The 24,775-nt window shown below is 62.2% G+C and carries 22 protein-coding genes; 9 read left to right on the forward strand and 13 right to left on the reverse strand.

The window, feature by feature from the left end:
* Positions 1 to 64: 64 nt before the first annotated feature.
* The 6 genes from M1D88_RS05905 to M1D88_RS05930 all read right to left on the reverse strand — a co-directional run bounded on the left by M1D88_RS05905 (position 65) and on the right by M1D88_RS05930 (position 5,386).
* Positions 65 to 283: a hypothetical protein gene (locus M1D88_RS05905; RefSeq protein ID WP_458113631.1), complete on the reverse strand. Its 219-nt coding sequence runs from the start codon at positions 281 to 283 to the stop codon at positions 65 to 67.
* 128 nt (positions 284 to 411) lie between these two features.
* The gene (locus M1D88_RS05910; protein WP_458113632.1) at positions 412 to 1,221 is read right to left on the reverse strand and encodes an IclR family transcriptional regulator; all 810 of its coding nucleotides are present in this window, start codon (positions 1,219 to 1,221) and stop codon (positions 412 to 414) included.
* A gap of 365 nt (positions 1,222 to 1,586) precedes the next feature.
* The gene (locus M1D88_RS05915) at positions 1,587 to 2,270 is read right to left on the reverse strand and encodes a GntR family transcriptional regulator (protein WP_458113633.1); all 684 of its coding nucleotides are present in this window, start codon (positions 2,268 to 2,270) and stop codon (positions 1,587 to 1,589) included.
* 297 nt (positions 2,271 to 2,567) lie between these two features.
* Positions 2,568 to 3,992, reverse strand: coding sequence for a class II fumarate hydratase (locus M1D88_RS05920; RefSeq protein WP_309106882.1), 1,425 nt, complete (start codon positions 3,990 to 3,992; stop codon positions 2,568 to 2,570).
* A gap of 97 nt (positions 3,993 to 4,089) precedes the next feature.
* Entirely contained in the window at positions 4,090 to 4,704 is a 615-nt protein-coding gene (locus M1D88_RS05925; RefSeq protein WP_458113634.1) for a carbonic anhydrase, read from the reverse strand.
* 10 nt (positions 4,705 to 4,714) lie between these two features.
* On the reverse strand, positions 4,715 to 5,386 hold the full coding sequence (locus M1D88_RS05930; RefSeq protein WP_458114444.1) for a DUF4245 domain-containing protein: 672 nt from the start codon (positions 5,384 to 5,386) through the stop codon (positions 4,715 to 4,717).
* Between the two features lie 200 nt (positions 5,387 to 5,586).
* Between M1D88_RS05930 and glpX the strand changes: the two genes are divergently transcribed.
* Complete coding sequence (gene glpX, locus M1D88_RS05935; protein WP_309106884.1) at positions 5,587 to 6,621, forward strand: class II fructose-bisphosphatase; 1,035 nt, start codon at positions 5,587 to 5,589, stop codon at positions 6,619 to 6,621.
* Positions 6,622 to 6,727: 106 nt separating this feature from the next.
* Here the strand turns inward: glpX and M1D88_RS05940 are convergent, their stop codons facing one another.
* From M1D88_RS05940 to M1D88_RS05960, 5 genes are all read right to left on the reverse strand, one after another.
* Positions 6,728 to 7,699, reverse strand: a complete 972-nt coding sequence (locus M1D88_RS05940; RefSeq protein ID WP_458113635.1) for a lipid II:glycine glycyltransferase FemX — start codon at positions 7,697 to 7,699, stop codon at positions 6,728 to 6,730.
* 2 nt (positions 7,700 to 7,701) lie between these two features.
* Positions 7,702 to 8,952, reverse strand: a complete 1,251-nt coding sequence (gene manA, locus M1D88_RS05945; protein ID WP_458113636.1) for a mannose-6-phosphate isomerase, class I — start codon at positions 8,950 to 8,952, stop codon at positions 7,702 to 7,704.
* Positions 8,953 to 9,031: 79 nt separating this feature from the next.
* Positions 9,032 to 10,675 carry an LCP family protein gene (locus tag M1D88_RS05950; protein ID WP_458113637.1) on the reverse strand — a complete coding sequence of 548 codons (1,644 nt, stop codon included), beginning with the start codon at positions 10,673 to 10,675 and terminating at the stop codon, positions 9,032 to 9,034.
* Positions 10,676 to 10,685: 10 nt separating this feature from the next.
* Positions 10,686 to 11,273: a 5-(carboxyamino)imidazole ribonucleotide mutase gene (purE, locus tag M1D88_RS05955; RefSeq protein ID WP_458113638.1), complete on the reverse strand. Its 588-nt coding sequence runs from the start codon at positions 11,271 to 11,273 to the stop codon at positions 10,686 to 10,688.
* Positions 11,270 to 12,418, reverse strand: a complete 1,149-nt coding sequence (locus M1D88_RS05960) for a 5-(carboxyamino)imidazole ribonucleotide synthase (RefSeq protein ID WP_458114445.1) — start codon at positions 12,416 to 12,418, stop codon at positions 11,270 to 11,272. Before M1D88_RS05960 ends, purE begins: the two co-directional genes overlap by 4 nt.
* A 230-nt stretch (positions 12,419 to 12,648) precedes the next feature.
* On the opposite strand from M1D88_RS05960, the gene M1D88_RS05965 reads away from it, so the two are divergent.
* Positions 12,649 to 13,245 carry a GtrA family protein gene (locus tag M1D88_RS05965; protein ID WP_458113639.1) on the forward strand — a complete coding sequence of 199 codons (597 nt, stop codon included), beginning with the start codon at positions 12,649 to 12,651 and terminating at the stop codon, positions 13,243 to 13,245.
* A gap of 42 nt (positions 13,246 to 13,287) precedes the next feature.
* Here M1D88_RS05965 and M1D88_RS05970 read toward each other — a convergent pair whose 3' ends face one another.
* Positions 13,288 to 13,992 carry a TIGR03089 family protein gene (locus tag M1D88_RS05970; RefSeq protein ID WP_458113640.1) on the reverse strand — a complete coding sequence of 235 codons (705 nt, stop codon included), beginning with the start codon at positions 13,990 to 13,992 and terminating at the stop codon, positions 13,288 to 13,290.
* A 446-nt stretch (positions 13,993 to 14,438) separates the two neighbouring features.
* Between M1D88_RS05970 and M1D88_RS05975 the strand changes: the two genes are divergently transcribed.
* Genes M1D88_RS05975 through M1D88_RS05985 form a run of 3 tightly spaced genes read left to right on the forward strand, consistent with a single transcriptional unit; the run spans position 14,439 to position 20,210 of the window.
* A complete protein-coding gene (locus tag M1D88_RS05975; protein ID WP_458113641.1) occupies positions 14,439 to 14,984 on the forward strand; it encodes a WhiB family transcriptional regulator in 546 nt (181 codons plus the stop codon).
* Between the two features lie 29 nt (positions 14,985 to 15,013).
* On the forward strand, positions 15,014 to 18,331 hold the full coding sequence (locus tag M1D88_RS05980) for a glycosyltransferase (RefSeq protein ID WP_458113642.1): 3,318 nt from the start codon (positions 15,014 to 15,016) through the stop codon (positions 18,329 to 18,331).
* On the forward strand, positions 18,324 to 20,210 hold the full coding sequence (locus M1D88_RS05985) for a DUF5719 family protein (protein ID WP_458113643.1): 1,887 nt from the start codon (positions 18,324 to 18,326) through the stop codon (positions 20,208 to 20,210). The genes M1D88_RS05980 and M1D88_RS05985 overlap by 8 nt, the downstream gene beginning before the upstream one ends.
* Positions 20,211 to 20,286: 76 nt before the next feature.
* Here M1D88_RS05985 and M1D88_RS05990 read toward each other — a convergent pair whose 3' ends face one another.
* Positions 20,287 to 20,835: a metallopeptidase family protein gene (locus M1D88_RS05990; RefSeq protein ID WP_458113644.1), complete on the reverse strand. Its 549-nt coding sequence runs from the start codon at positions 20,833 to 20,835 to the stop codon at positions 20,287 to 20,289.
* Positions 20,836 to 20,989: 154 nt separating this feature from the next.
* Between M1D88_RS05990 and M1D88_RS05995 the strand changes: the two genes are divergently transcribed.
* The 4 genes from M1D88_RS05995 to M1D88_RS06010 all read left to right on the forward strand — a co-directional run bounded on the left by M1D88_RS05995 (position 20,990) and on the right by M1D88_RS06010 (position 24,694).
* Entirely contained in the window at positions 20,990 to 21,379 is a 390-nt protein-coding gene (locus M1D88_RS05995; protein WP_458113645.1) for a DUF3499 domain-containing protein, read from the forward strand.
* A gap of 80 nt (positions 21,380 to 21,459) precedes the next feature.
* Positions 21,460 to 21,708, forward strand: a complete 249-nt coding sequence (locus M1D88_RS06000) for a Trm112 family protein (protein ID WP_458113646.1) — start codon at positions 21,460 to 21,462, stop codon at positions 21,706 to 21,708.
* Positions 21,709 to 21,785: 77 nt separating this feature from the next.
* Positions 21,786 to 23,273 carry an adenosylhomocysteinase gene (gene ahcY / locus M1D88_RS06005; protein WP_458113647.1) on the forward strand — a complete coding sequence of 496 codons (1,488 nt, stop codon included), beginning with the start codon at positions 21,786 to 21,788 and terminating at the stop codon, positions 23,271 to 23,273.
* A gap of 188 nt (positions 23,274 to 23,461) precedes the next feature.
* Positions 23,462 to 24,694, forward strand: a complete 1,233-nt coding sequence (locus M1D88_RS06010) for an Ig-like domain-containing protein (RefSeq protein WP_458113648.1) — start codon at positions 23,462 to 23,464, stop codon at positions 24,692 to 24,694.
* Positions 24,695 to 24,775: the final 81 nt, after the last annotated feature.

Consider the following 24,775-nt stretch of genomic DNA (forward strand, 5'->3'; position numbering starts at 1 on the left):
GATTACCTGGCGCGCCTTACTGGCGTCCGGGACAAAGGAGAGTGGGCCGGCTAAGCAGCACTTCTTACACGGGATTGTTTCCTTCGGACTGCTTATCCGGATCCAGGTCACTGCCGTAGCCACTGGCTGAAGCGAGACCCGCCACTTGCTGCCCTGCATTTGTTTGTCCCGGCGCAAAATCATTCTCTGCGGCGTCTTGGGTGTCGCCCACGGACTCGGGGGCCACATCCTTCCGCAGGTGTTCGTCTGAAGGCAGGCTCTCTGGAGATTCTCTGTTTGCCATCCTCATAGGAAATCACCAGTGACAGATAGGGGCAAGGGCCTCTTTTCCGAGGGGGCGGCATTACAGGGGCAAGGTGGTAGGGGCGGCTGCTCAAGCGTCGGCGTGGAGGAACCGATGCAATGAGTACCTTACCTCCGAGTGAAGCCCATGTTCGCGCTGATCTGCATCCCTGCCTGCTTCAGCGCCTCAGCGAGTCCCTGCGTCTTCTCCGGATCGAAACGGAAAGCCGGCCCGGAAATACTGACGGCGCCGATTACGGTTCCCACGTGGTTGTACACCGGAACAGCCATGGAGTTGAGCCCGATCTCGAACTCCTCCCGGGCAACCGCGTAGCCATTGCGCGAAACGTCCAGCAGTTGGCTTTCCAGCTTTCCCCTGTTGGTGATGGTCCGGGGAGTCCTGGCAGGCGTTCCGGTTTCCTTCAGGATCCGGTCCCTCTCTTCGGCTGAAAGCGCCGCCAGCAGGACTTTTCCGCTGGATGTAGCGTGAAGCGGCGTGAGACTGCCCACCCAGTCGTAGGTAGCCAATGTTGAGGGGCCCATTGCCTGATCCACATTCACCGCGTAATTGGATCGCAGAACGGCCAGGTTTACTGTTTCCTTGTATTGCTCGGCCAGGTTCTCCAGCACAGGGCGGGCCTCCCGCACCAGGCTCAGCCTGCCCGGAATGGAGCTGGCCAGTCTCAGGATGCCAAAGCCCAGCTGGTACTTTCCGCGCTCGCTGTTCTGATGGACCATCTCCCTGCTGACCAGAGAGCCGAGCAGCCGTGAAGCAGTGGATTTGTGAATGTGCATCTCTTCAGCGATTTCACTCACGCCGGCATGGCCGTCCCGGGCCAGGATCTCCAGCACAGCAAGTGCCCGGTCTACGGACTGCACGCCACCTTGCTGCCCGCCCTCAGCCTCAATGTCCGATTCAGGGTCAGTGTTCGAAGCCATTTTCCACACTCTCGAGTAGTTTCTGCGGTCCGCATACCCGCCAGACGGCCGCCTGTAGGGTTCTCTCGATTAGTTCCACAGTGTCGATCCTAGACCGGGAAATGTGACCAAGCTGACATTCCATTAAGCGAGTTGGTGCGCAGGTCAAAGCCGGCGTTTCTTTGGTCTCCGACCAGGCATTCCGTCTGGGCCCCGGCCGTGCGACACTTGAGAAATCGATCGGCCTGGGGGACCAAGTCAGGAGATTATTGTGGCTGGATGGGCGTACCTTATAGCCGGAATCATGACCGTGGACGCACTCTTGCTGGCACTGGTGCTGCTGAACGTGAACTGGCCGAAACTCCGGAAGCGCAGGTAGGCACTCGCTACAGAACTTTGCGGATGGTCTGCTCAAAGCTCGTAACATGGTGAAGGGCCAGCTCGCCTGCTTTGTCGGCGTCACCCTCAGCCACTGCCTTGAGTAAGTCCACATGCTCAGTGATGTGGCCACTGACCGACGGGACTTTGTCCAACACCAGGCACCAAATACGTGTCGCGAGATTGTCGTAGCGGATCAGGGTGTCTTCGAGGTGAGGATTTGCAGCGGCCTTGTAGATCAACCGATGAACTGTCAGGTCATACCGCATGAGATCCCGGGACTCCGCGGGGCTGGGGTCCATGGTGGCAATGGTCGTGGCCGTGGCCAGGAGCTCCTGCCGCATTGGGGCACTTGCCCTCTTTGCGGCGCGACGTGCTGCGAGCGGCTCCAGGAGTTCGCGGATCTCGGAGACGTCGGCAAGTTCAGTGAAGTCCACGCTGGTGGCGAACGTTCCTCGCCGTGGGTAGGAGACCACCAGATGGTCGATCTCAAGACGTTTGATGGCCTCCCTTACAGGAGTGCGCCCATAACCAAGCTCAGCTGCCAGCTGTCCGTCATTGATGGGCTCGCCGGGCCTGATTTCCAGCATGATCAGCTTGTCGCGCAACTGCCGGTAGGCTGCCTCTGCCTGGGACAGGACGGTATCTTCTGCCGACGGCAGGACGGGAAGTGCGTTCAAGGGACTCTCCATTCCTCGGTATCTGGCCGAAGCGGAATCTTCGTGAAGCCTACTGACTCTGCTGTGATCCAATCCTAACATCGCGCCTGAGAATTGATATATCAGTCATCTAGCGAAAGGTGCTGCTGCAGATCCTGGCTTAACCCGGTACAGCCCCTACTCTGTCCATAACGACGGCGGCCCGTTACCTTTCGTGCGAAAGATGCCGGGCCGCCGTCGGATTGGTTAAAGCCGTCGAACTCCGCCTGGGGCCTCCGCCGCCGAGGGTTCCCTGGCTGAGCGCAGCGAAGCAAGGGAGGCGGTAGGGACCTAAGCCTTGTGCGGAGGCCTCGTCATGGACATCACGTCGAGGGCCGTGTCCAACTGCTCTTCGGTCAGTTCGCCGCGCTCGAGGAAGCCCATGGCCACCACTGTTTCGCGGATGGTCAGGCCCTCAGCAACCGCCTTCTTGGCGATCTTGGCTGCGTTCTCGTAGCCGATGAACTTGTTGAGCGGGGTGACGATGGACGGGGAAGCTTCCGCGAGGAAGCGGGCACGCTCAACGTTGGCTGTAATGCCGTCGATCATCTTGTCGGCCATCACCCGGCTGGTGTTGGCCAGCAGGCGCACGGATTCCAGAAGGTTGGCAGCCATGACCGGGATGCCGACGTTCAACTCAAAAGCGCCGTTGGTGCCGGACCATGCGATGGCGGTGTCGTTGCCGATAACTTGGGCGCACACCATGATGGACGCTTCGCAGATGACCGGGTTGACCTTGCCGGGCATGATCGAGGAGCCGGGCTGCAGGTCAGGGATAGCGATTTCGCCCAAGCCCGTGTTGGGACCCGAACCCATCCAGCGGAGGTCATTGTTGATCTTCATGAAGGAGATCGCGATGTTGCGCAGCTGGCTGGAAGCTTCGATGAGGCCGTCACGGTTGGCCTGTGCCTCGAAGTGGTTGCGGGCCTCGGTCAGGGGCAACCCGGTGTCGGCGGCCAGCAGTTCAATGACGCGCTCCGGGAAGCCTGCCGGGGTGTTGATTCCCGTGCCAACAGCGGTGCCACCGAGGGGAACCTCGGCAACGCGGGGGAGTGAAGCGTTGATCCGCTCGATGCCGTAACGGACCTGCGCCGCGTAGCCTCCGAATTCCTGGCCCAGGGTGACAGGGGTGGCATCCATCAAGTGGGTGCGGCCGGACTTTACGACGTCCTTGAACTCGACGGCCTTCCGGTCCAGCGAATCGGCCAGGTAGCCCAAGGCCGGGATGAGGTCGTTGATGAGGGCCGAAGTTGCGGCGACATGGACGGATGTTGGGAAAACGTCGTTGGACGACTGGGAGGCGTTGACATGGTCGTTCGGGTGGACCACCTTGTCGCTTCCGGCGGAGGTGAGGGCACGCGAGGCGAGCTCGGCGATGACCTCATTGGTGTTCATGTTCGACGATGTACCCGAACCGGTCTGGAACACGTCAATGGGGAAGTCGCCGTCGTACTTTCCCGAAGCGACCTCATCGGCAGCGTCGGCAATCGCCTGGGCAAGCTCGCCGTCGAGCACTCCCAGTTCTGCGTTCGCCAGGGCTGCAGCTTTCTTGACCCGGGCGAGTGCCTCAATGTGCGCGCGTTCCAGGGTTTTGCCGGAGATGGGGAAGTTCTCCACTGCACGTTGCGTCTGCGCGCGGTACAGGGCGTTCACGGGGACGCGGACTTCGCCCATCGTGTCATGTTCAATGCGGAACTCTTCAGTAGTGGAAGTCATGGGGCTAGCTTAGGTCGCTAGGGCCCTGCACTGAAAACCATGAAGGGCCCCGCTGTCCGCTGCTCCCGCGAGCCGCGCTGGACCCGCCGGAACCCATTTAGAGGTCTCCGACTCCGGAAATAAAGTGAGCGCGGCCTTCTGCAAGACTGTAAGAGAGCCCAATGACCGCCACCCGGCCGGTTTCAATTGCGGTGGAAATCACACGCGAACTATCCACGAGCCGTTGCGACGTCTGCTTGACGTGCTCAACCACCATGTCGTTGACCTCGTGCTGGTCGTTCCGGAGTGACGTCAGCACTGAAGGCGTGATCCGCTCCACGAGGTCGCGGATGAAGCCAATCGGCATTTTGCCGGTCTCGACGGCCGTCTTGGTGGCGCTGACAGCGCCACAGCTGTCATGCCCCAGTACCACGATCAGCGGCACGGCCAGTTCGCTGACGCTGTACTCCAGCGAGCCGAGGACGGCGTCGTCAATGACCTGCCCGGCGGTGCGCACCACAAAGGCATCGCCGAGGCCAAGGTCGAAGATAATTTCGGCAGCAAGCCGGGAATCGGAACAGCCGAAGATGACCGCGAAAGGGTGCTGGTTCTCGACCAGAGAGGAGCGCCGGGATGCGTCCTGGTTCGGATGGGAGGATTGACCGGTTACAAAGCGCTCGTTGCCTTCGCGCAGGCGGCGCCATGCCAGCGCGGGAGTCAGATAAGTAGCCACGGCAAATACCTTACGGCGAAGGTACGGCCGAAGGTGAAACTGTTTCGCGTGGATTACTGTTCAGGGACTGGACGACGGCGGCCGCCAGCACCGAAAACTCGTCCAGCTGGGCAGCGCCGGTCAGCACCACTGTGGTTCCACGGTGGACCAGGACCATGCTTTTCTTTCCTTTTCCGGAATCGCGTAACTCCCAGTCAAGGCCTCCGGCATTGCGTTTTCCTGTTACCGGGGCGTTCTCAACCTGCTGCACCAGCCAGGTCGGATTGGCTTGTGCCGTCTGGGCCAGGCCGATAAACGCCTCTTTAGGCGTGACGTAGCCGATTTCCCAAGTGGGCACTCCGCTTTCCGTTCCGGATTCCCACCGCGCGTAATTGGGGCTGTATGTGTCGCCGGGATTGGGAGCCACCGGTGTGAATCCGGCCACATCCGCAGCATTCTGTGCCACTGCACTGACGTTGATGTCGGGCCGGAAACCGTCACTCTTCGGAGCGGGGTTCATCAGGACGATGGGAAGGAACGCGGCAATGCTCACGGCCAGCGCGATGATCATTCCGATAACCGATGCATTGGCCCGTTTCGCTGCTTCAGCGGGGATTACGGGCTTGATCTGGGTTTGGACGGGGGCGTCGGGAGCGGTGCCCGCGGCTGGTGCCGGGGCATTGCTGACGGGCTTGTCCTGCATATCACTCACCCCTCTATAGTCGCTTATTCGCAGGACGTTCTCACACTCGGTCCGTTTGGCGGTGAGATGCTGCCATATTTCCCGGCCGAGTCATTTCGCGACCTTCGCTTGCGGCCGCGACTATGATCGAAGCAGAGGAATCACCGTACGGACTTCCGGCCGTACGGGTTCAATGATCGCCACTCAAAGAAGAGGTCCACGTGTCACCTGCGTCTATTACCCAGAAGTACTCCACACTTTCTCCGTCGCTCGCCGTCGGGCTGGACGAGCCTGACCGCAACCTCGCCCTTGAACTTGTCCGCGTCACCGAGGCTGCAGCAATTGCCGGCGGCCACTGGGTCGGCTTCGGGGACAAGAACAAAGCGGACGGTGCCGCCGTCGACGCCATGCGTTCCTTCCTTCAGACCGTCCACTTCAATGGCGTTGTGGTCATCGGTGAAGGCGAAAAAGATGAAGCCCCCATGCTCTTCAACGGCGAGCAGGTCGGTGACGGCACGGGCCCCGAGTGTGACGTCGCCGTCGACCCCATCGATGGAACGCGACTGACCGCCCTGGGCATCAACAACGCACTCGCCGTTCTGGCCGTTGCCGAGCGCGGTTCCATGTTCGACCCCTCTGCGGTGTTCTACATGGAGAAGCTGGTCACCGGCCCGGAAGCCGCCGATATGGTTGACCTGCGTTTACCGGTGAAGCAGAACCTGCACCTGATCGCCAAGGCCAAGGGTGTCAAGGTCAACCAGCTTAACGTCATGATCCTTGACCGCGACCGGCACCGCCCGCTCGTGGAGGAAATCCGCGAAGCCGGCGCCCGCACCAAATTCATCATGGACGGAGATGTTGCCGGCGCGATTGCTGCAGTCCGTACCGGCACAGGAGTCGACGCCCTGATGGGCATCGGTGGCACCCCCGAAGGAATCGTCGCTGCCTGCGCCATCAAGTCACTTGGCGGCGTGATCCAGGGCCGGCTGTGGCCCACCAGCGATGACGAGAAGCAGAAGGCCATCGACGCCGGCCATGATCTTGACCGCGTGCTTTCCACGAACGATCTCGTCACCAGCGACAACTGCTACTTTGCCGCGACGGGCATCACCGACGGTGACCTCCTCAAGGGCGTGCGCTACGCCAAGGACAAGGTCCTCACCCAGTCCATCGTGATGCGCTCCAAGTCCGGCACCATCCGCTTCGTAGACGGCGAGCACCAGGCGAGCAAGTGGGAAGGCTACGCCCGCCGCTAGGCGCGCACGCTCTGCCCCTCCGCGAACAGGCAGCTAATGTCCTCCAACCCAACGGTTGCGGTCATTGGCTGCCGTCTCGCGTTAGGGGCCCGGCGTTGAGAGCGGTTCAGCTCCCGGTTCGCGCGGGGACTTTCCTTCGGAGGGCTTTCGCCTTGTCCCGGGCTTTGCGGGCGAGCTGGTAGGCGGAGTAGCGGATTTTCTTGACCGGGAGATCCCACGTGCCGGCGTAGGCAACTTCGTGGCCGCCGAAGGACTTCTTGAAGGCGGTAAAGCCCGCCCACTTGTGGTCAGGTTGGTCCGAGGGGGCCACGCCCCAGAGATCCACGTACTTGAGCCCTTTTTCCTTGGCCTCGGCAATGAGGGTCACCAGCAAGGGGATCCCGGCGCTGAGCTTCCGATGGGTGTCGTCCAGGGCGGCATGGGCGTACGTCCGTGTGTCCGCGGAATCATAGGCCAAGGCAGCTGCGATGGGCCCGCCATGGAGTTCGGCGATGTACAGCGTGGCAGCGCCTGCAGGCATGAGCGAAGCTGCCACCTGCCGCAGGTATTCATCGCTTTGGGGCTTGAAGCCGTTCCGCCTGGCCGTCATGTGGAGGAAGTTAAGAAGCACTCCGATGTCTTCCGGATCCTGCGAACTGCGGAAGGTCACACCCTTTTTGTGGATGTTCCGGTAGAGATTGCGGTTGACCGGCTTCATGGCAGCAAGGATGTCCTTGAAGTCCGGCTCCAGGTCAATAATCCAACTCAGTTCAGGCTGCTGGTTCGTCGGCGCCGGTTCGAGTCCACGACGCCGCAGCAGGGCCTCGGCTTCATCGGAGGGAAGCCCCGCCTTGACGGGCTCGATCCGGACACAGACTGCACCGCACCGCTTGGCCAGCGCCACCAGCGTTGCCAAGGCCTTGTCGAACGACTCCAGAGAATCAGCCACCGGACCGTACGGCGTGTACAGCACCGTCCCGGCCGGATTCTTCTCTTCGATGGCCAGGAAGCTCCAGCCCGGGCCGGACTCCTCATGCACTGCCCTGCCGAGGGAGCGCTGGAAGCCGGCCCACGCAGGGGATTGCAGGAAAGACTCCACGATCACGCCCTCAATGCTGTGGTCACGGCAAAAGCACGGGCAGTTTCCGTCGCCCCGGACACGGGATGGATGTTCACAGGCGCCTCCGCTGCGGGCAGATATGCACTCCCGCCTCGGCCGAGGTGAAGATCTCCCTTGGGGGAGTCGAGCAACACAGAGCCGGAAACCACGATGATCAGGGCCGCCCCGGACTGCGCGACCGGCACGGGCTCGGCCCCTGGTGCAAGCACGACATGCTGTAACTGGAACTCCTTGAACGGCGGGCAGTACAGCTCCTGCCCCAAACCCGACAACTCGGGCGCGAGCATGGGCACCGCAACAGCCGAGAAGTCAATGGTTTTGAGCAGTTCCGGGACGTCAATGAATTTCGGCGTCAGGCCGCCGCGGAGGACGTTGTCTGACGACGCCATGACCTCGATGCCCAACCCGTGCAGGTAAGCGTGGATGTTTCCGGCAGGAAGATACATCGCCTCGCCGGGCCTGAGCGAAATGCGGTTCAGCAACAGAGAAATCAGCACACCAGGATCGCCCGGGTAATGCTCGTTCAGCTCAAGGGCCGTGGTGAGTTCCTTCTCGTAGGGCTTCTGGATCAAGCCCGCCTTTACCGCACCGACAAGGTCCCCGACGGCGTCGGAAACGTCCTGGCCTCCGCTGATCAGGCGCGTAAATGCTGCCCTGAGCCCTTCAGATTCCGGGTTCCCCTTCAAGTCCTCCTTAACGTGGCCTAGAACAGCCGGAACGTCCAACGACAGTTGCTCCATGGAACGCGCAACATGCTCCAGCAAAGCGAGGCTGGAGGGAATCGGACGGAATCCACAAAGTGCCTCGAACCCCGTCACCGCGAAGATCATTTCAGGTTTGTGGTTGTTGTCTTTATAGTTGCGTTCCACAGCATTGCGGTCCACTCCGGCAACTTCCTCCCGGGCAAAACCTTCTCTGGCCTGCTCAAGCGTGGGATGGACCTGCAGGGACAACGGGCTCTCGGCAGCCAGCACCTTCAGGAGGAACGGCAGCCGGGGTCCAAACTCAGCCATGCTTGCAGCGCCGAGGTGGTGCGCGGGGTCGGCGGCGATGAGGGCGTCCAGCCTTTGCATACCTCCGTCGGCCGTCTTCGCGACGGAAGGGGCGCCGGGGTGGGCGCCGAGCCATAGTTCGGCTTCCGGTCCGCCGGACACCGGCCGTCCCAGAAAGCCTGCTATTGCCGTCTTCGAACCCCAAGCGTAAGGGCGGAGGACATTCTCAATTTCGTACAAAACCAGGAATCCCTATCTTTTGCTGCTTCGTATGGCTGCATCGTGTGGCCGGCCTACTGTCGTCGGCGGCCGGGAGGGTTTATAAGGGTGCGCACTGGCCGTTGGTGGCTACGAGCTCACGGATCGACTGTTCGTCGCCGTTGCGTTTGAACTCATTCAGCAGTTCCGCTGTGATCGGTTGCCCGTCGGGCGTTGTGGTCACAGGTGTGAAGTCCGACGGCGCCGGAGCGGGCTGCGTCAGGGGCACCCCAGTGACCGGTCCCGCCGCCATGGGCCAACCGCCGGAGGCGGCCTGCCGGGCCGGAGGGATCATGGCGTCGTCCAGGGCACCAGCCGACGGGGACGCCTGGCTGCCCAGCAGTTGGCGCACTTTGTCGTGGATAATGCCGAAGTCCGGGACAGTGGAGAAGGAGGCATCAAAGTCCGGCGGGCCGATAGTCAGGCGGGCGACGTCCTGCCCCTTGGCCTTCACTGCAAGATCCACAAAGCTCCCCAGCTGGGAAGCCGAGATGTTGGAGTCCACCACCTTGGTTCCGGCCTCGGCGATGTCCTGGAATTTGGACAAGAGGGTAGCCGGGTCCAATTGCTTCAGCATGGCTTGCTGGACACATTGTTGCCGCTGGATGCGTGAATAGTCGTCCACAAATTCCCGCGACCGGCCATACCAGAGCGCGTGGTGACCATCCAGATGCTGTTCACCTGCAGGAATCCACCCCTCCGGCATGCCATGGATCCCGTTCGCCTCGTCCACCATCGGGCCGCTCATGGGAACCCACCCTCCGGCCTTGATCCTGATGCCGCCCATGGCATCGATGAGCTTGGAGAAGCCCTCCATGTCCACGAGGACGTATGCCTGCACCTTGATGCCGAGGGAGCCCGAGACGGCTTCGAGAGTTGCCTGTGCACCTGGGTCGGACACACCGGGATACAGATCCTGGTGTTCATTGGTGACCTCGGTGTTGATGGCGTTGATGAGGCATTCATTGCCGCAGTCATAGCCGTCAGGGTAAATCTGGCGCATCGGCGAGTCTTCGCTGAACTGTGCGTTCTGCAGGTTGCGGGGGATGGAGATAATGGCTGTCTTGCCGGTTTCGGCGTCGACGCTGATCACGGACAGGCTGTCAGGACGTCGTCCGGTGCGGTCCGCACCGGCGTCACCGCCCATCATTAAGAAGTTGTACCTGCCCTCTGAGGGTTCGATGGCGGGCCCTGTTGCATTGAAGATACTGCCGATGGCGTTTCGGCCGACGTTCAGCAGATAGGCAGCATAGCCCAGGGAACCGCTGCTCAGGACCATGGCAAGTACCAACGCAGCGCCGACGACGGGCCGGACGCGGGGCTCAAGAAGGACGGGACGGATCAGCCGGAGGGTATTGATGAACAAAATGGCCCATCCCACCGCCAGTGCAACCAGGAGCAGGATGAGAATCAGGGATGTGACCGGGTTGGTGACGATTCCGATCAACAGCGTCCGGTTCGTGGCTACCAGGACAAGCAGGAGCACAATCAGCGCCCAGGCTGCCAAGGTCACACGCAGGGCACGCCGGCCCAGTCTGCGGTCGCCGGCAACGATCTGCGCGCTGCCGGGCACGAACAATGTCAGCAGGACCAGGACGAAGGCACGCTTGGTCCTGACGGGAGCCGCTGCACTGCCGGGATGACGTACCGGGTCCGTCAGGGCGCCACCTTGCTGCTCATCCCTGTGTAGTTGGGTGTTGGACATCTTGTGCTCCCTAACGGCTGCCCCGGCGAATGACGTTTCCGTCGGAGAACACTTCGCCGGCTTTCTGGCGGAGGGCCTCGCCCTTGCGGGTGGCGACGTTGTTGAGTTCCTGCGCAAATTCCAGCAGCTCGCCGCGGAGACGGAGGGCGAGTTCATCGGTCCCGGAGGCGAGCGTCCGAACAGCGAGCAGCCCTGCATTGCGGGCCCCACCGATGGAGACTGTCGCTACCGGCACTCCGGCCGGCATTTGCACGATGGAGAGCAGGGAATCCATGCCGTCAAGGGTCTTCAGCGGAACAGGGACGCCGATGACAGGCAGGGGCGTCACCGACGCCAACATTCCCGGCAGGTGGGCGGCCCCGCCTGCACCTGCGATGATGACGCGCAAGCCGCGTTCATGGGCGGATTGGCCGTAACGGATCATTTCGAGAGGCATGCGGTGCGCCGACACAACGTCCGCTTCAAAGGGGATTCCAAACTCTGCCAAGGCATCGGCGGCGGCTTCCATGACCGGCCAGTCGGAGTCCGAGCCCATGACCAGGCCCACAATAGGAACGGGCTGTGCGGTGCCGGAAGGAGCCGCAGATTCGCTGGTCATGAGTTCTCCTCGGAAGTTGCAGCTGCTGCCTGGGCAGGACGCCGGCCGTCACGGATGGTGGCGGCGACCGTCGTCGCGCGTTCCCTGAGGGATTCAACATCCGCCGCCGAGGCGCCCACCAGGTTGACATGGCCTATCTTCCTGCCGGGACGCACCGCTTTGGCGTAGCAGTGCACCTTGGCAGCCGGCTCGACGGCGAGGGCCAGGTGATAGGCCGAATATAGGTCCTGGTTCTCTCCGCCCAGGAAGTTTTTCATGACCGCCACTGCGCCAAGGACGTCGGTGGCGCCGAGGGGAAGGTTGAGGACCGCACGGAGGTGCTGTTCGAACTGGCTGGTCACCGATCCGTCCTGGGTCCAGTGGCCGGTGTTATGCGGGCGCATGGCCAGTTCGTTGATCAGGAAACCTGCGCCTACCCCTGGCGTCTCGAACATTTCCACAGCCATGACGCCGGTCACTCCGAGCTCATTGGCGATGCGGACCGCTGCCTCTTCGGCGGCCGCAGCCACATCGAGCGACATGCCCTGGGCTGGGGCGATAACCTCGTCACACACTCCGTCCACCTGCACCGTGTGCACCACAGGCCAGGCCCGGGATTCACCGTCCGGGGTCCGGGCGACGAGGGCCGAGAGTTCCCTGCTGAAATCGACCTTGGCTTCAGCCAGGAGGGGGTTCATGGCGTCGAACCAATCGCCGGCAGCAGCTGCTTCCTCCGGTGTTGCGATAATCCGCACCCCTTTGCCGTCGTAGCCGCCCCGGGGCATTTTCAACACCACGGGCCAGCCGGTTTTGTCACCGAACTCAGTAAGTTCCCCTACATCGTGCACAGCCGCCCACGCCGGATTAGGGAGCTCTAAACGATCGATGGCGGCACGCATGATCAGCTTGTCCTGGGCGTTAACCAAGGCATCGGGTCCGGGTTGAACGTTGACTCCTGCCTCCAGGAGGGCGCGGAGGTGCTCGGTGGGGACGTGCTCGTGATCGAAAGTCATAACGTCAAGGCCGCGGGAGAACTCCAAGAGGGCGTCCAGGTCCTTGTAGTCGCCGACGGGAGCGGTGGGTACCGCCGAGACTGCCGAAACGTCGTCCCCTTCGGCCAGAACGCGGAGTTCGAAACCGAGGGCGGTAGCTGCAGGGGCCATCATGCGCGCTAATTGGCCGCCGCCAACTACGCCGATTACTGGAAAAGTCACATGTGCCAGCCTACAGAACGGGGGGCCGGTTGCGGACTTCCACCCCGCCACGAACGTGTTTTACGCCTCATTCGTCTGCTCCAGGCGCGTAAAAGGAGGATATTCGGAGTAGTCTCCCAGCCTACCGGGCTAAAATGGACTCTCGGCCCAGTGGCCTAATGTTCATTCAGCCATGGAGGGCCATGTTTTACTCAGTTGCAGAGCGTATCCGGGGCCTTGCCTCGCTCTTCTGGCGCGAGGTTGCCAAGTTCGGTGCTGTGGGCGGTGTGGCGTTTGTTATCGACAACGGGCTGACCTACTACCTCATGCACGGTCCGATGATCGACAGCAATGCAAAGGCCCGGCTGGTAGGAGCCACTGTCGCAACCATCTTCTCGTGGATTGCGAACCGCCTCTGGACGTTCCGCCACCGCCGGCAGGACAACGTGACACGCGAGTTCATCATGTTCGCGCTTATCAATGGCATCGGCATCGGGATCTCCACCGGCCTGACGGCTGCGGCGCAGTACGGCCTCAACATCACTGACAAGAACCTCCTCTTCCTGGCAGGAGTCTTTGGCATTCTGGTGGCAACGGTAGTGAGATTCTTTGCTTACCGGTTCCTCGTTTTCAACAAGGAACTCGACGAAGAGCCGGAGTTCTCCCACGATCACGAGCTCATTGAACTGCACCCGCACGCCCACGAGAAGGAAGCAGTCACTGTGCCGGGACAGGATGCCTCGGAAGCGGGTATCCGGAAGGCCGTCAAGGATCCCGACGGGCCAGGAAAAGGTCTCTGAGTACGTCCGTCCACTGAGCTGCTCTGTGAGTTGAGCGCAGTGTCAGCTGCCTTGCACGCGCTCGTTGGCGAGGAGCTTGTCCGTAATCTCCACGTCGGTGTGCACCAGAACGACTGACCCATCCTGCCGCCAGGCTCCCAAGGACTGCATCAGGACCTGCTCCAGCCCCTCGCCCGCCTTCACCAGGAGCCGGGCCCCGTTTTGATGGCTTACGGCGAAGCCGTCGAGCAGGTCAGAGTGACGGTAGGTGGTTCCATCAGCGGATGTGACGGCCGGGTCCGTGGGATCGGGATCGGTATGGGGCATAAAAACGTCCCCGTGGGAGCGGACCTCGGCAGCGTAGTCAACGACGCCCGGTGGCAGGTCACCGGGCCAGCGCATGGCCAATGCCGGCAGAGGAACCGCAACGACGGCGTCGTATGTGGCTGAACCTCGTTGCGCTCCGGGCTCTCCGGTGACAAGAAGGTCCGCTTCGCCGTCGTCCAATACTGTGGTCATCCCGAGCTGCCAGGCAGCCAAGGCCAGAATGACCGATTTCCAGTGCGGCGGCAGGTCAAGCCTGAGGCGGGAGCCGGGGCCGGCATCGAGCTCGTCCTGGAGCAGATTACTGGTTTTAGCCACCCAATTGTCCAGTACCCGGCCCGAAAGCTCCACACGTTCTGAGTCGGGTCCGTACCAGGTAAGCCGCGGTGAGGTGGAATGTCCGGAACGCAGGGCCGTCATCAGTTCAGTCGCCGGGATGCTCATAGCTCCCATCTTGCCACGACCCCTCACGGCGTTGAACCGGGACCCAAGGCGTTGAATCGAGACCTGCTGCGGCTGTATTGGGAGGCTTTCCGGGCCTTTGAACCGGGATGCTGGGAACTTACTGCGTGACCTCCGACACGTTTAACTTAATAACGTTGGTGGTGTTATTTAACCGTGACCGGAACTTCCCCGGGATGTCGGTAAATGCCTCCAAAATAAGTCAGCATGCTGTCAAAATCCTTGATGCTGCGGGGTCCTGGCAAAAAATTCCCGGGCGTGGCGCGGCGCCGAAACGCGCCTGGCGTTGATTATTATCCCGGACGCCGCTTGACGCACCGCTACTTACACACGTGTAATTAGTTATCGAAAGCCCTTGCGCGACTACGTGGCACACAACCGAGTGCCACAGGATGCAGTCAAGGGCGGAAACATCAGGAAGGGACGCCATGGGGCAAGCTGAGCGTATCCAGGAAGATGCCGTCGTCGCCGGTCAGGCAACGGCAAAATACCGTTCAAGGGGGGTACCAAGCGACTGGTACGTGGATCCGGCTGACCCGGATGCCGCGGAACGGTACGACCAAAGCACTAAAGATTCGCTGCAGGATCAGGCCACAGCATTTTTGGCCGCGCACGAGGCACTTCTGGTGGGGACCCAGAAGCAGGACGACGATCCTCTTGACCCGCCTATGGAGCTGCAGACGCTCCATGCGGGAACCACCGCCCAGCCAGTCTGGATCGGCCTACCCTTCGAGCAAGGCTTCGACGACGAAGGCGAACTCGGATGGCAGACCGATGCGTTGTGCGCCCAAACCGATCCGGAAGCGTTCTTTCCTGAAAAGGGCGGATCAACCCGTGACGCTAAAAAGGTCTGCGGAGCATGCAATGTTCGCTCTCAATGCCTGGAATACGCGTTGGCGAACGATGAAAGGTTTGGCATCTGGGGAGGCCTCTCCGAGCGTGAGCGTCGCCGGCTGAGAAAGCGAGCGGTCTGATTCATCAGGACGTACTGGTCACGGCCGTTGTGGTCTCCCACAACGGCGGTGGCTATCTCCCCCGGACCTTGGCTGCGCTGACGCAGCAGACCCGCCCTGTTGATGCCTTTATTGGCGTGGACACCGGTTCCCGTGACAACTCGGCAGCACTCCTGGAAGAAGCCTTCGGGCAGGCGAATGTCGTCTCCTTCAACGGTACAAAAACCGGTATGGGAGGCGCCATCAGGGCCGGCCTGGCTGCTAAGTCGCCGTGGAACCCGGAGAGCCAAACGGCCAACGAATGGATCTGGCTGCTGCACGACGACGCCGCACCCCATCCTGGCGCCCTTGCCGAGCTGTTGTACGCCGTCGAACGTGCGCCCTCGGTGACGGTAGCAGGGTGCAAGCAATTGGATTGGGACGCCGGCCGCCGCCTCATCGACGTCGGGCTTTCCACCAGCCGCTGGGGTGAGCGACTGACACTTATCGAGATTGACGAACTCGATCAGGGCCAGTACGACGGCAGGACAGATACGTTTGCGGTCAATTCGGCCGGCATGCTGGTGCGCCGCGATGTCTGGGAGGACCTTAAGGGCTTCGACCCTGCCCTTCCGGGAACGGGCGACGACGTCGACTTCTGTTGGCGCAACAGACTTGCAGGCCACCGGGTGGTGGTTGTGCCTTCAGCGAAGGTCTTCCATGTGGCCCACCGTCCGCATGCCTTGGGCAATGCCGCGGCGGCGAGAAAGGCCCAGGTCTACCTTCGGCTCAAGCATTCACAATTGTGGAAGGTCCCCGGGCACGCCATCGGTGCATTGCTGGGCAGCCTGTTCAAGTTGGTGTTAAGCATTGCGGTGAAGGATCCCGGTCACGGATTCTCCCAACTGCTTGCCACCCTGGTTTCATTGAGCCGACCGGCTGCCGTACTGCGGGGCCGGCGCGAAGCTGCACGTACCAGGCGTATCCGTCGCTCCGTCATCAAGGGCCTGCAAACGCCCCGCCGCGAGGTATGGTCGCACCGGCGTTCGCTGATGGAAGCGATTGGCTCCCACGATTCCGACGATGCACTCTCCAACGATCCCCTGGACGAGCAGCCAAGCGGAGATTCAACCGATGACTTTGCCGCTCTAACCACCACAAAACGAGGTTGGGTGGGAAACGGCGCGTTGGCCGTGGTCATCCTGGCCGCCGTCGCTTCAGTGACTGGGCTGGTGACCCTGTTCCAGGCTGAAGCCGTTTCCGGTGGAGCCCTCCTCCCTGTCTCGTCAGGCCTTGCCGAGGTCTCGCACCACGCCTCGAGCTGGTGGATAGGACTGGGAGCCGGTATGCCCGGCCACAGTGACCCCTTCGCGTTCCTCCTGTGGGTGCTCAGCGTCCTCGGCGGTGGAAACGGCAATGTGGTTATTACCTGGCTCGTTTTCCTCGCGATGCCGCTTTCCGGCCTGGCGGCCTGGTTTGCGTCCGGGGGATTCACCGCTCGCCGAAGGATCCGCTTCATCGCGGCGCTGCTTTGGGCCGGAGCCCCGGCCGTTCAGGTTGCGCTGAACCAAGGCCGCCTGGGCGCTCTTCTGGCGCACGTAATGCTGCCATTGCTGGTCCTTGCCCTGTTGCGTGCCACGGGCACCGCAATCGGCCGTGGGCCGTTCGGTCTTCCTGCAGAGGGGGAGTCGCGGTTCCGCGAAAATCCGCCCAGCAAGCCCGGAATCAACGGAACTCCCTCCTGGACTGCGGCTGCCGCGGCGGGCCTGGCTTTGGCAGTTGTAACTGCCGCTGCGCCATCACTGCTGTTGCCTTCATGCGCAGTGATAGTCCTGCTGGGCGTCATGTTGCGCGGCCGCGGGAGGACCCTTTGGTGGGCGCTGCTGCCGAGTGCTGTCCTCTTCGTTCCTTTCGGACTTTCTTTGCTGGACCGTCCGCGCGCCCTGTTGGCTGACCCGGGACTGCCCCTTGCATTTGATGCTGCGCCTTTGTGGCAGCAAGTACTGGGACAGCCACTGGAGTTTGACGTTTTTGGCGGACTGTCAGGCCTTCCCGTTTTTTCCGGCTACACCATTCCGTGGGCTCTGCTCCTGGCCATCCTTGTTGGCCTGCCCAGCTTGTTGCTTGCCGTAGCGGCCCTCTTTGTGCGCGGTCCGGGCGCTGCCACAGCCCGAACCCTGTGGGTGGCTGCGCTGATAATGCTCGCGGGAGGCTGGTTGGCTGGCAAGGTTGCAACCGGGGAGTCGACAGGCACCCTCGTGACACCCTTCACTGGCCCGTTTGTTTCTGCCGCTTCCATTGCGTTGCTGGGGGCAGCGGTCATTGGAGCGGAGAGGCTGCTGGCCGTCTCCGAACGAGTGACAGATTTGCGGGGGAGGCGTGTTGCCACCCGTTCGCTGGCCATTCTGACAGCCATCATGCTTCTCGCCGGTCCGCTCGCCGGTCTCACTGCATGGACGGCCCAAAACGTCATGCCCCAGGCCGCCCGTGAGGACGGCCCTGAGCAGGGCCAGCCGCTGGGCACGCCAATGCTGATAGCGGCAACCCAACCACGGATATTGCCTGCGACTGCCATCGACCGCGGTGTGGGGCCGGAACAGACCCGGACTCTCCTGATCAGTACGCAGGAGGACGGCTCCTTTGAGGCCACCCTGATGCGCGGCGCGGGGACCACCCTTGACGACCTATCCACAATCGCGGCCGCCCGTAACATCATGGGGGAGCCTGGGGAGGAAACGGTCAGGGACGACGACGCCGCCACAGCCTCCCTCCGTACAGCCGTTGCCACCATAGTTGCGGCTCAGGGCGTGGATCCCCGTCCTGAGCTGGAGCAGTTGGCCGTCGGCTTTGTGGTTCTCCGTGCCGCCGACACGGCCGCGCAGCTCACGGCCAGCAGAATGGATGCCGTTCCTGGTCTTGTCACTGTAGGCCAGACGGACGTCGGCTGGCTGTGGCGGATCAGTCCGCTGAACCAGCCAGTCATCGATGCCGCCGACATCGCCCACCGGGTGCGCATTGTTGACGGAAAGGGCACAACCGTCGCCATGGTTCCCTCCGGTCTCGAGTCCGTCGACGTTCCGGTATCCCCGGGCGAGGAAGGGCGATTGGTTGTCCTGGCGGAGCGAGCCGATGCCGGTTGGAGTGCGTGGCTGGATGGACGACGCCTGACGTCAACTACCTCCGACTGGGCGCAGGCTTTTACACTGCCGCCGCAAGGGGGGCAATTGACCATCCGCTATGAGAATCCGTGGGCATTCCCTTCCGGGCTGGCCCAGGCGATCGTGATCGGACTGACCATCATTCTTGCCATTCCCGTACCCGCCCGCAGGCTGAACTTCGGCCTTTCACGGGACGAGGGCTCGCTGCGTAAGGAACACCAGAATGCATAAGGATGACGACGACGGCGTGCCGCCCCAGGAATCCCCGGGGCTTCCGCCCCTGCCGCCCAAGCCGGACGGTGCACCACGCAGCGGGCCGGACGCTGATCTGCCGCCCAATCCGGACGGTGCACCACGCAGCGGGCCGGACGCTGATCTGCCGCCCAAGCCGGACGGTGCACCAGGGGCCAAACCGGGGCGGCACAGCAGGGCCGTGCCGTCTGCGAAAGCACCTGGGAAATCGCCCCGCAAGCCCCGCAAGCCCGGCAAGCCCGCGAAGAAGGCACCTCGAGTGGACAGGGACAGCAAAGGATCCCGGCTGAGGGGCTATGGAAGTACGGTGAAACGTGTCCTGTCAGCTGTAGGCGTCCTGGCATGTGCTGCCGGCCTGGTGACTGCGGCGTCCTTCCTTCCTTCCGCCTCAGGGAGCAGGCACATTGACGCGCCGCTCACGGCGGTACCGGCAGGAAGCAAGGTGGAAATCTGTCCGGGACCCGCCCGGCTCCTTGAAGGGACACCGGTAGGAACAGATCCCCAGTTCAGCCCGGAATCCGGTACTGCCAACAGTCAGGTTGACGCTGCCGTTTTGAGCACCAGCGCAGGGAAAGTTCCGGAAAGCCGGTTGGCAGCCCTCGACGGAAAAACTCTGACTGAGGTGTCGAAAGATGCGGAGGCCGCTCTGGCGAAAACGGGTGCTGCTGCCCTCGCGGCCGGTGTTGTGTCCCGGCGGGACGTCGATGCGGTCACTGTGTTGAGCGCCGATGCGCTCAACAACCAGCAGGCGACCGCCAGCGCAGTCATGAGCTACACAGCTACGGACGGAGACCTTCGAGGGTCCGCGGCTGCGGCCTGCCAGGAACCTGCCAACGATTTGTGGCTGGTGGGGGCAAATACGTCGGTGGGCAGGACAGCGGTCCTGAACCTGAGCAATGCTTCCAGCACTCCGGCAACCGTGAGCCTGGATCTGTTTGGCAAGGCAGGGCAAATCCAGGCTCCTGGAAGCCGGGGTCTGCTGGTTCCCCCGGGTAGCACCCGCGCCATCGTCCTTGCAGGACTTGCCGCTGAACAGGACAGGCTCGGCGTCCATGTCCGAAGCGTGGGCGGTCCTGTCACCGCCGTAATCCAACAAAGCGTCCTCCGTGGATTGACCCCAGGCGGTGTGGACTTCATAGCGCCAGGAGCGCCCCCGTCAGCCCGGCAGGTGGTGTCCGGCGTGTCCATTCAGGACCCCGCCGACATTAAATCCCAGACGTCAAAGAGCGGCTATGCGGATGCCGGACCTGCGCTTCAATTGGCTGTTCCCGGACCCGTGGACGCCGTGGTGGAGGTCAAGCTCTTTGGCCGTGACGGCCAAAAAGCCCTTCCCAACGGAGGTGTGGTCACCGCGAAGGCCGGCTCAGTAACGGAGGTTTCCCTCGCCGGGGTTCCGGCCGGCCAGTACACGGTGTCAGCCACCTCTGATGTCACCTTTGCCGCTGCCGCACGGGTAACCCGCGGGACCAGATCGGGTGGAGCGTCCGACGTCGCATGGTCACCGTCTTCAGCCAGGCTTGGCAGCGAGCATGTGGTGCCGGTCCCTCGCACGGGGGAGCGGATTCTTGTGTTCGGAGCGCCAGAGGACCGGGCAAAGATCACATACACGCCCATCACCGAGGACGGAAAGATCCGTAAAGCGGGCACCGCAGACATTGCAGGGGGCACGACGGCGAGTATCAAGGTTCCCGACAAAGTGGACGGGGCCGCGGTGCTGGGTTACGTCATCTCCGCTTCCGGTGACCCTGCTTACGGCGCCGTCCTGCTGGGGCAGGATGAAGGTACTGACGTCTCCGTGGTCGCTTTTGCCCCCGGTGCAGCCGGCCAGGAAGAAGTTCCGGTAACCCTGGGTTACTAGTGCTGAACTGCCTCCTGACACCGCATTATTGGCTGCTGGCGTTCGCCATCACCTGCCGGTGTATAGACCTGGAGGCTCAGTACCGCCGCCGATAAACGGGGTCCAATGTCTCGGGCGCCACGCCAAGCATTTCTGCCGTATGCTCCACCACCACGTCGTGAACAAGATCCTGCAGCTCTTCCCTGCTGGTGCAGGCCTGCTCCACAACCCGACGGTAAACAGTGATAACGGGGCCTTCATCCTCTGTGGCGGGTTCGTAGGAGCCCATGGGCGCGGGAGCAGAATCGGCCACAAGTTGTTCGAGCCCTGGCGGGATTTCATCCACTGCAAAGCGGACGCCGTCGAGCGGCTTTCCCCAGATATCATGCAGTCGCTGGGCTGAATCGAGGACCAGCTCATCAAAGCGTTCGGAGCGGGTGCGGTAACCGGGCAGTGTCGGAAGCATCAGTTCCCCGCGGAGGCCGCGCCCGTGCCGGTTCCGGTGCCGCTGCCGGAAGCCCTTGCTGCCGACGGTTTTGCCCCTTGGGTTGGTGGCGCTGGAATCCTGAAGGCTGGCGTCCTGAGGGCTGGCGGCCTGGTCAGCCAACCGGACCGTAAAAGCCGGATCGTGGTTCGATGACTGCATACACTGACTGTAAACCCGCGGAATGAAATTCGCGACAAAAACGTCACAGTCACGGCCACTGGATTTATCAGGCGGAACGGCCGGCACGGCACGGTGGCAGCCGCGGCGTCGCAATGCAGGGAGCTGGGCTGAAGGGGGAGTAGTCTGTGATGTCGTGGGTGCAATTCGTCAATGTTCAAGATCAGCCTGCCGCCAGTCCGCGGTGGCTACTTTGACGTACGTCTATGCAGACTCAACGGCCGTCCTGGGTCCTTTGGCCACGTACGCTGAGCCGCATTGTTACGACCTTTGCGAGCAGCACGCCGGATCCTTGACCGTTCCGCGCGGCTGGGAAGTACTGAGACTGGCAATGCCCACCCATCCACCCCAACCAGGTCCGGATGACCTCTTGGCGCTGGCACATGCTGTCCGGGAGGCGGCTTCCCGCCCTTCGGAAAAGGAAACGACGCCCGGCCACCGTTCATCCCCAGGCCTCCTTGAAGCTCCCGCTCCCCCAGAGGGTACCCGCCGGGGACATTTGCGAATCCTCCGCGAACCGTCCTGAGGGCAACTGGCGGTACGCTTGAAGCTGCAAATCCGTCAGCTAACTGCGCCCCGCTGCGGCGCCCGCCAGGAGCATCCACCATGCCAAAGATCAGTGCTGAACTGCTGTCTGTCCTGCGTTGCCCCGTCACGGGATCCTCACTCGTACAAGAAGGCGATGAACTCGTATCGACGATGCCAGGGGAAACCGGCGAAATGCTCCGCTATCCCATCGAGGATGGCATCCCGTTGCTCTTGCCGCCCGAACTTCTGCCAGCGGCGACTGCAGCACCGTCGGACCAGCATGACGCCGTCCTTCACACGGCGACTGGGCGCCCGGACGAGCACTAACAGAGCGCCGTGCCTCCTGGCCCCGCCCGGCCACCAACTTTTCCAGTACGTCTCTCCGGCTTTACCAAAGGATCCACATGACTCTCGACTACAAAGTTGCTGATATTTCCCTCGCTGAGGCAGGGCGGCACCAAATACGCCTGGCGGAGCATGAAATGCCCGGGCTCATGTCCCTGCGCGCAGAATTCGGCCCCACTCAGCCCCTCAAGGGCGCCAGGATCGCCGGATCGCTGCACATGACGGTCCAGACCGCCGTTCTGATCGAAACACTGACGGCGCTGGGTGCCGAGGTCCGCTGGGCCTCCTGCAACATCTTCTCCACACAGGACGAAGCGGCAGCGGCTGTAGTCGTAGGCAAGGGGACCGAAGATGATCCCCAAGGCGTCCCTGTATTCGCCTGGAAGGGCGAAACCCTCGAGGAGTACTGGTGGACCGCCGAGCAGATCCTCACCTGGCCGGGCGCAGACACTGATCCGGAGCTGGGACCGAACATGATTCTCGACGACGGCGGTGACGCTACGCTGCTGGTTCACCGCGGTGTGGAGTTTGAGGCTGCCGGAGCAGTCCCGTCGGCTGGCGCGGACGATCCTGAGGAATACGCAATTGTCCTGGACCTGCTCAAGAGGACCCTCACCGAGGATCCGCAGAAGTGGACCAGGATGGCTGCCCGGATCCATGGCGTCAGCGAAGAGACCACCACCGGGGTCCACCGCCTGTACCAGTTGGCGGAGCAAGGAAAGCTGCTGTTCCCGGCCATTAACGTCAATGATTCGGTCACCAAGAGCAAGTTCGATAACAAGTACGGGATCCGCCACTCACTGCCGGACGGACTCAACCGGGCAACGGATGTCCTCATAGGCGGCAAAGTCGCCGTCGTCTGCGGTTATGGGGACGTCGGCAAGGGGGCGGCGGAAGCCCTGCGCGGCCAGGGTGCCCGTGTCATTGTCACCGAGATCGATCCCATCTGCGCCCTTCAGGCGGCAATGGACGGATACCAGGTGGCCAAGCTCGAATCTGTGTTGGCACAGGGTGACATCTTCATTACCACCACGGGTAACAAGGACGTCATCATGGCCGAGCACATGGCGGGCATGAAGAACAAGGCCATTGTGGGGAACATCGGCCATTTCGACAACGAAATCGATATGGCCGGACTGGCCCGGATACCAGGCATCCGCAAAGTGGAAATCAAGCCCCAGGTGCACGAGTGGGTCTTCGCTGATGACTCCTCAGGGGAAGAGAATGGCCGGTCGATCATTGTCTTGTCCGAAGGCAGGCTCCTGAATCTGGGCAACGCCACTGGCCACCCGTCCTTTGTGATGAGCAACTCGTTCGCGAACCAGACCATCGCTCAGATCGAGCTCTTCACGAAGAAGGATCAGCCCGAGGGGCAGCGGGAATACGAGAACCGGGTGTACGTCCTCCCCAAGATCCTTGACGAAAAAGTGGCCCGGCTCCACCTTGGTGCCTTGGGAGTTGAACTGACCGAGCTCTCGAAGGACCAGGCTGAGTACCTGGACATCGACGCTGCCGGTCCGTACAAGCCTGAGCACTACCGCTACTGATCCCGATTCCAGCAATGGCCCCGGACCGATCCGGGGCCATTGCGGTTTAGGCGCAACGCTGGTGCCGGTTTCCCGTTTTGGTCTTGGGCAGTTTGGACGTGGGATAAAATTGGTTCGTCGGCAGTGCACGCTGGACAGATGAGACGGGGGCTGACCATGGGCCTGTCGGGGGACACGGAGAATTTGGCATGACTGAGATCAGCAACCGGAAGACCGGGAAAATCATTGCCGTTGTGGCGATGTGTGCGGCTGTGGCCGCGGGCGGAATAGGAGTCGCAACGGCTCCCAGCTGGGCCGGCCAGGCTATCGCCTCCGAATCCGCCAGCCCCGTCCGCAACACCCCGGGCCTTGCCGCGCCTGTCGTGAAGGCCGTTGAGCTGGGCGTCACTCCCACCGACGGCGCGCAAAGCGTCAATCCTGCTGCGGCCCCGTCCGTGAAAGCCATCAACGGGCAGGTAAAGGATGTAGTCCTGGTCCCCGCCGAGGGCGGGACGCCTCTTGAAGGTTCAGTGAGCGCGGACGGCACCACCTGGACGGCCGTTGACCCCCTTACCTTCAATACTGCCTACAACTACAGTTTCACGATTGTTGATGAGGCCGGCCGTGAGACCAAAAAGACCCAGACGTTCGCCACGGTAGCGAAGGCGAATGAAGCTGACGCAGCCGTCTATCCGGAGAACGGCGCCACCGTGGGTTCAGGCCAGCCCATCGAAATCGTGTTCAGCGAACCTGTCATCAACAAAGAAGCCATGGAAAAGGCAGTCACCGTAAAGGCCTCCTCCGGGCAGGCCGTTGCCTGGCACTGGTACTCGGACCAGCGCGTCCGCATCCGGCCGGAAACCTTCTGGGCCTCGAACAGCAAGGTCTCTGTGGACATGAAGCTGTTCGGTGTGGATTTCGGGAACGGAATGATCGGCAACTTTAACTCCACGGTTTCCTTCACTACAGGGCCACAGCGCCTCGCCGTCGTGGATGACATCACCAAAACCATGAAGGTCTATTTTGACGGGCAGCTGGTCAAAACGGCTCCCGTGACCCTTGGCGATCCCGAGTGGCTTTCGCCCACCGGATTTGCCGTCATCATGGAGCAGGAGCGCCACTCAAAGTTCAACGCGGGCAGCATCGGGCTGAAGCCCGGCGACAAGGGCTACTACCCGCCGCTAACCGTGGAGTACGCCAACCGGCTGACATCCTCCGGCGTCTATGTCCATCAGGCTCTTGAGTCTGCCTGGGGAGCTGTCGGGAGATACAACGTGTCCCACGGCTGCGTGGGTCTCCTTCCCGAGGACGCTGCCTGGTTCTTCAACAACATGAAGACCGGCGATGTTGTGCAGACCCTCAACACCGGAGCGCCGGCAGTGGAACCGCTTGAAGGCTATGGCGACTGGAACATCCCTTGGGCGCAGTACGCCAAGCGCTGACTGGCGCTCCCTGAGGCGATAACTGACCTGCCTCGGTGAACCGCCGGCTCGTACGATTTCCGCAAACCCATCGGCGGCCAC

The organism is Arthrobacter sp. R1-13 (assembly GCF_054161475.1).

Bases quoted from the DNA above. Each gene is read 5' to 3' on its own strand.
- M1D88_RS05905 (WP_458113631.1), bottom strand. From the start codon at position 283: ATGGCAAACAGAGAATCTCCAGAGAGCCTGCCTTCAGACGAACACCTG.
- M1D88_RS05910 (WP_458113632.1), bottom strand. From the start codon at position 1,221: ATGGCTTCGAACACTGACCCTGAATCGGACATTGAGGCTGAGGGCGGG.
- M1D88_RS05915 (WP_458113633.1), bottom strand. From the start codon at position 2,270: ATGGAGAGTCCCTTGAACGCACTTCCCGTCCTGCCGTCGGCAGAAGAT.
- M1D88_RS05920 (WP_309106882.1), bottom strand. From the start codon at position 3,992: ATGACTTCCACTACTGAAGAGTTCCGCATTGAACATGACACGATGGGC.
- M1D88_RS05930 (WP_458114444.1), bottom strand. From the start codon at position 5,386: ATGCAGGACAAGCCCGTCAGCAATGCCCCGGCACCAGCCGCGGGCACC.
- M1D88_RS05950 (WP_458113637.1), bottom strand. From the start codon at position 10,675: ATGTCCAACACCCAACTACACAGGGATGAGCAGCAAGGTGGCGCCCTG.
- purE (WP_458113638.1), bottom strand. From the start codon at position 11,273: ATGACCAGCGAATCTGCGGCTCCTTCCGGCACCGCACAGCCCGTTCCT.
- M1D88_RS05960 (WP_458114445.1), bottom strand. From the start codon at position 12,418: ATGATGGCCCCTGCAGCTACCGCCCTCGGTTTCGAACTCCGCGTTCTG.
- M1D88_RS05965 (WP_458113639.1), top strand. From the start codon at position 12,649: ATGTTTTACTCAGTTGCAGAGCGTATCCGGGGCCTTGCCTCGCTCTTC.
- M1D88_RS05970 (WP_458113640.1), bottom strand. From the start codon at position 13,992: ATGAGCATCCCGGCGACTGAACTGATGACGGCCCTGCGTTCCGGACAT.
- M1D88_RS05975 (WP_458113641.1), top strand. From the start codon at position 14,439: ATGGGGCAAGCTGAGCGTATCCAGGAAGATGCCGTCGTCGCCGGTCAG.
- M1D88_RS05985 (WP_458113643.1), top strand. From the start codon at position 18,324: ATGCATAAGGATGACGACGACGGCGTGCCGCCCCAGGAATCCCCGGGG.
- M1D88_RS05990 (WP_458113644.1), bottom strand. From the start codon at position 20,835: ATGCAGTCATCGAACCACGATCCGGCTTTTACGGTCCGGTTGGCTGAC.
- M1D88_RS06000 (WP_458113646.1), top strand. From the start codon at position 21,460: ATGCCAAAGATCAGTGCTGAACTGCTGTCTGTCCTGCGTTGCCCCGTC.
- ahcY (WP_458113647.1), top strand. From the start codon at position 21,786: ATGACTCTCGACTACAAAGTTGCTGATATTTCCCTCGCTGAGGCAGGG.
- M1D88_RS06010 (WP_458113648.1), top strand. From the start codon at position 23,462: ATGACTGAGATCAGCAACCGGAAGACCGGGAAAATCATTGCCGTTGTG.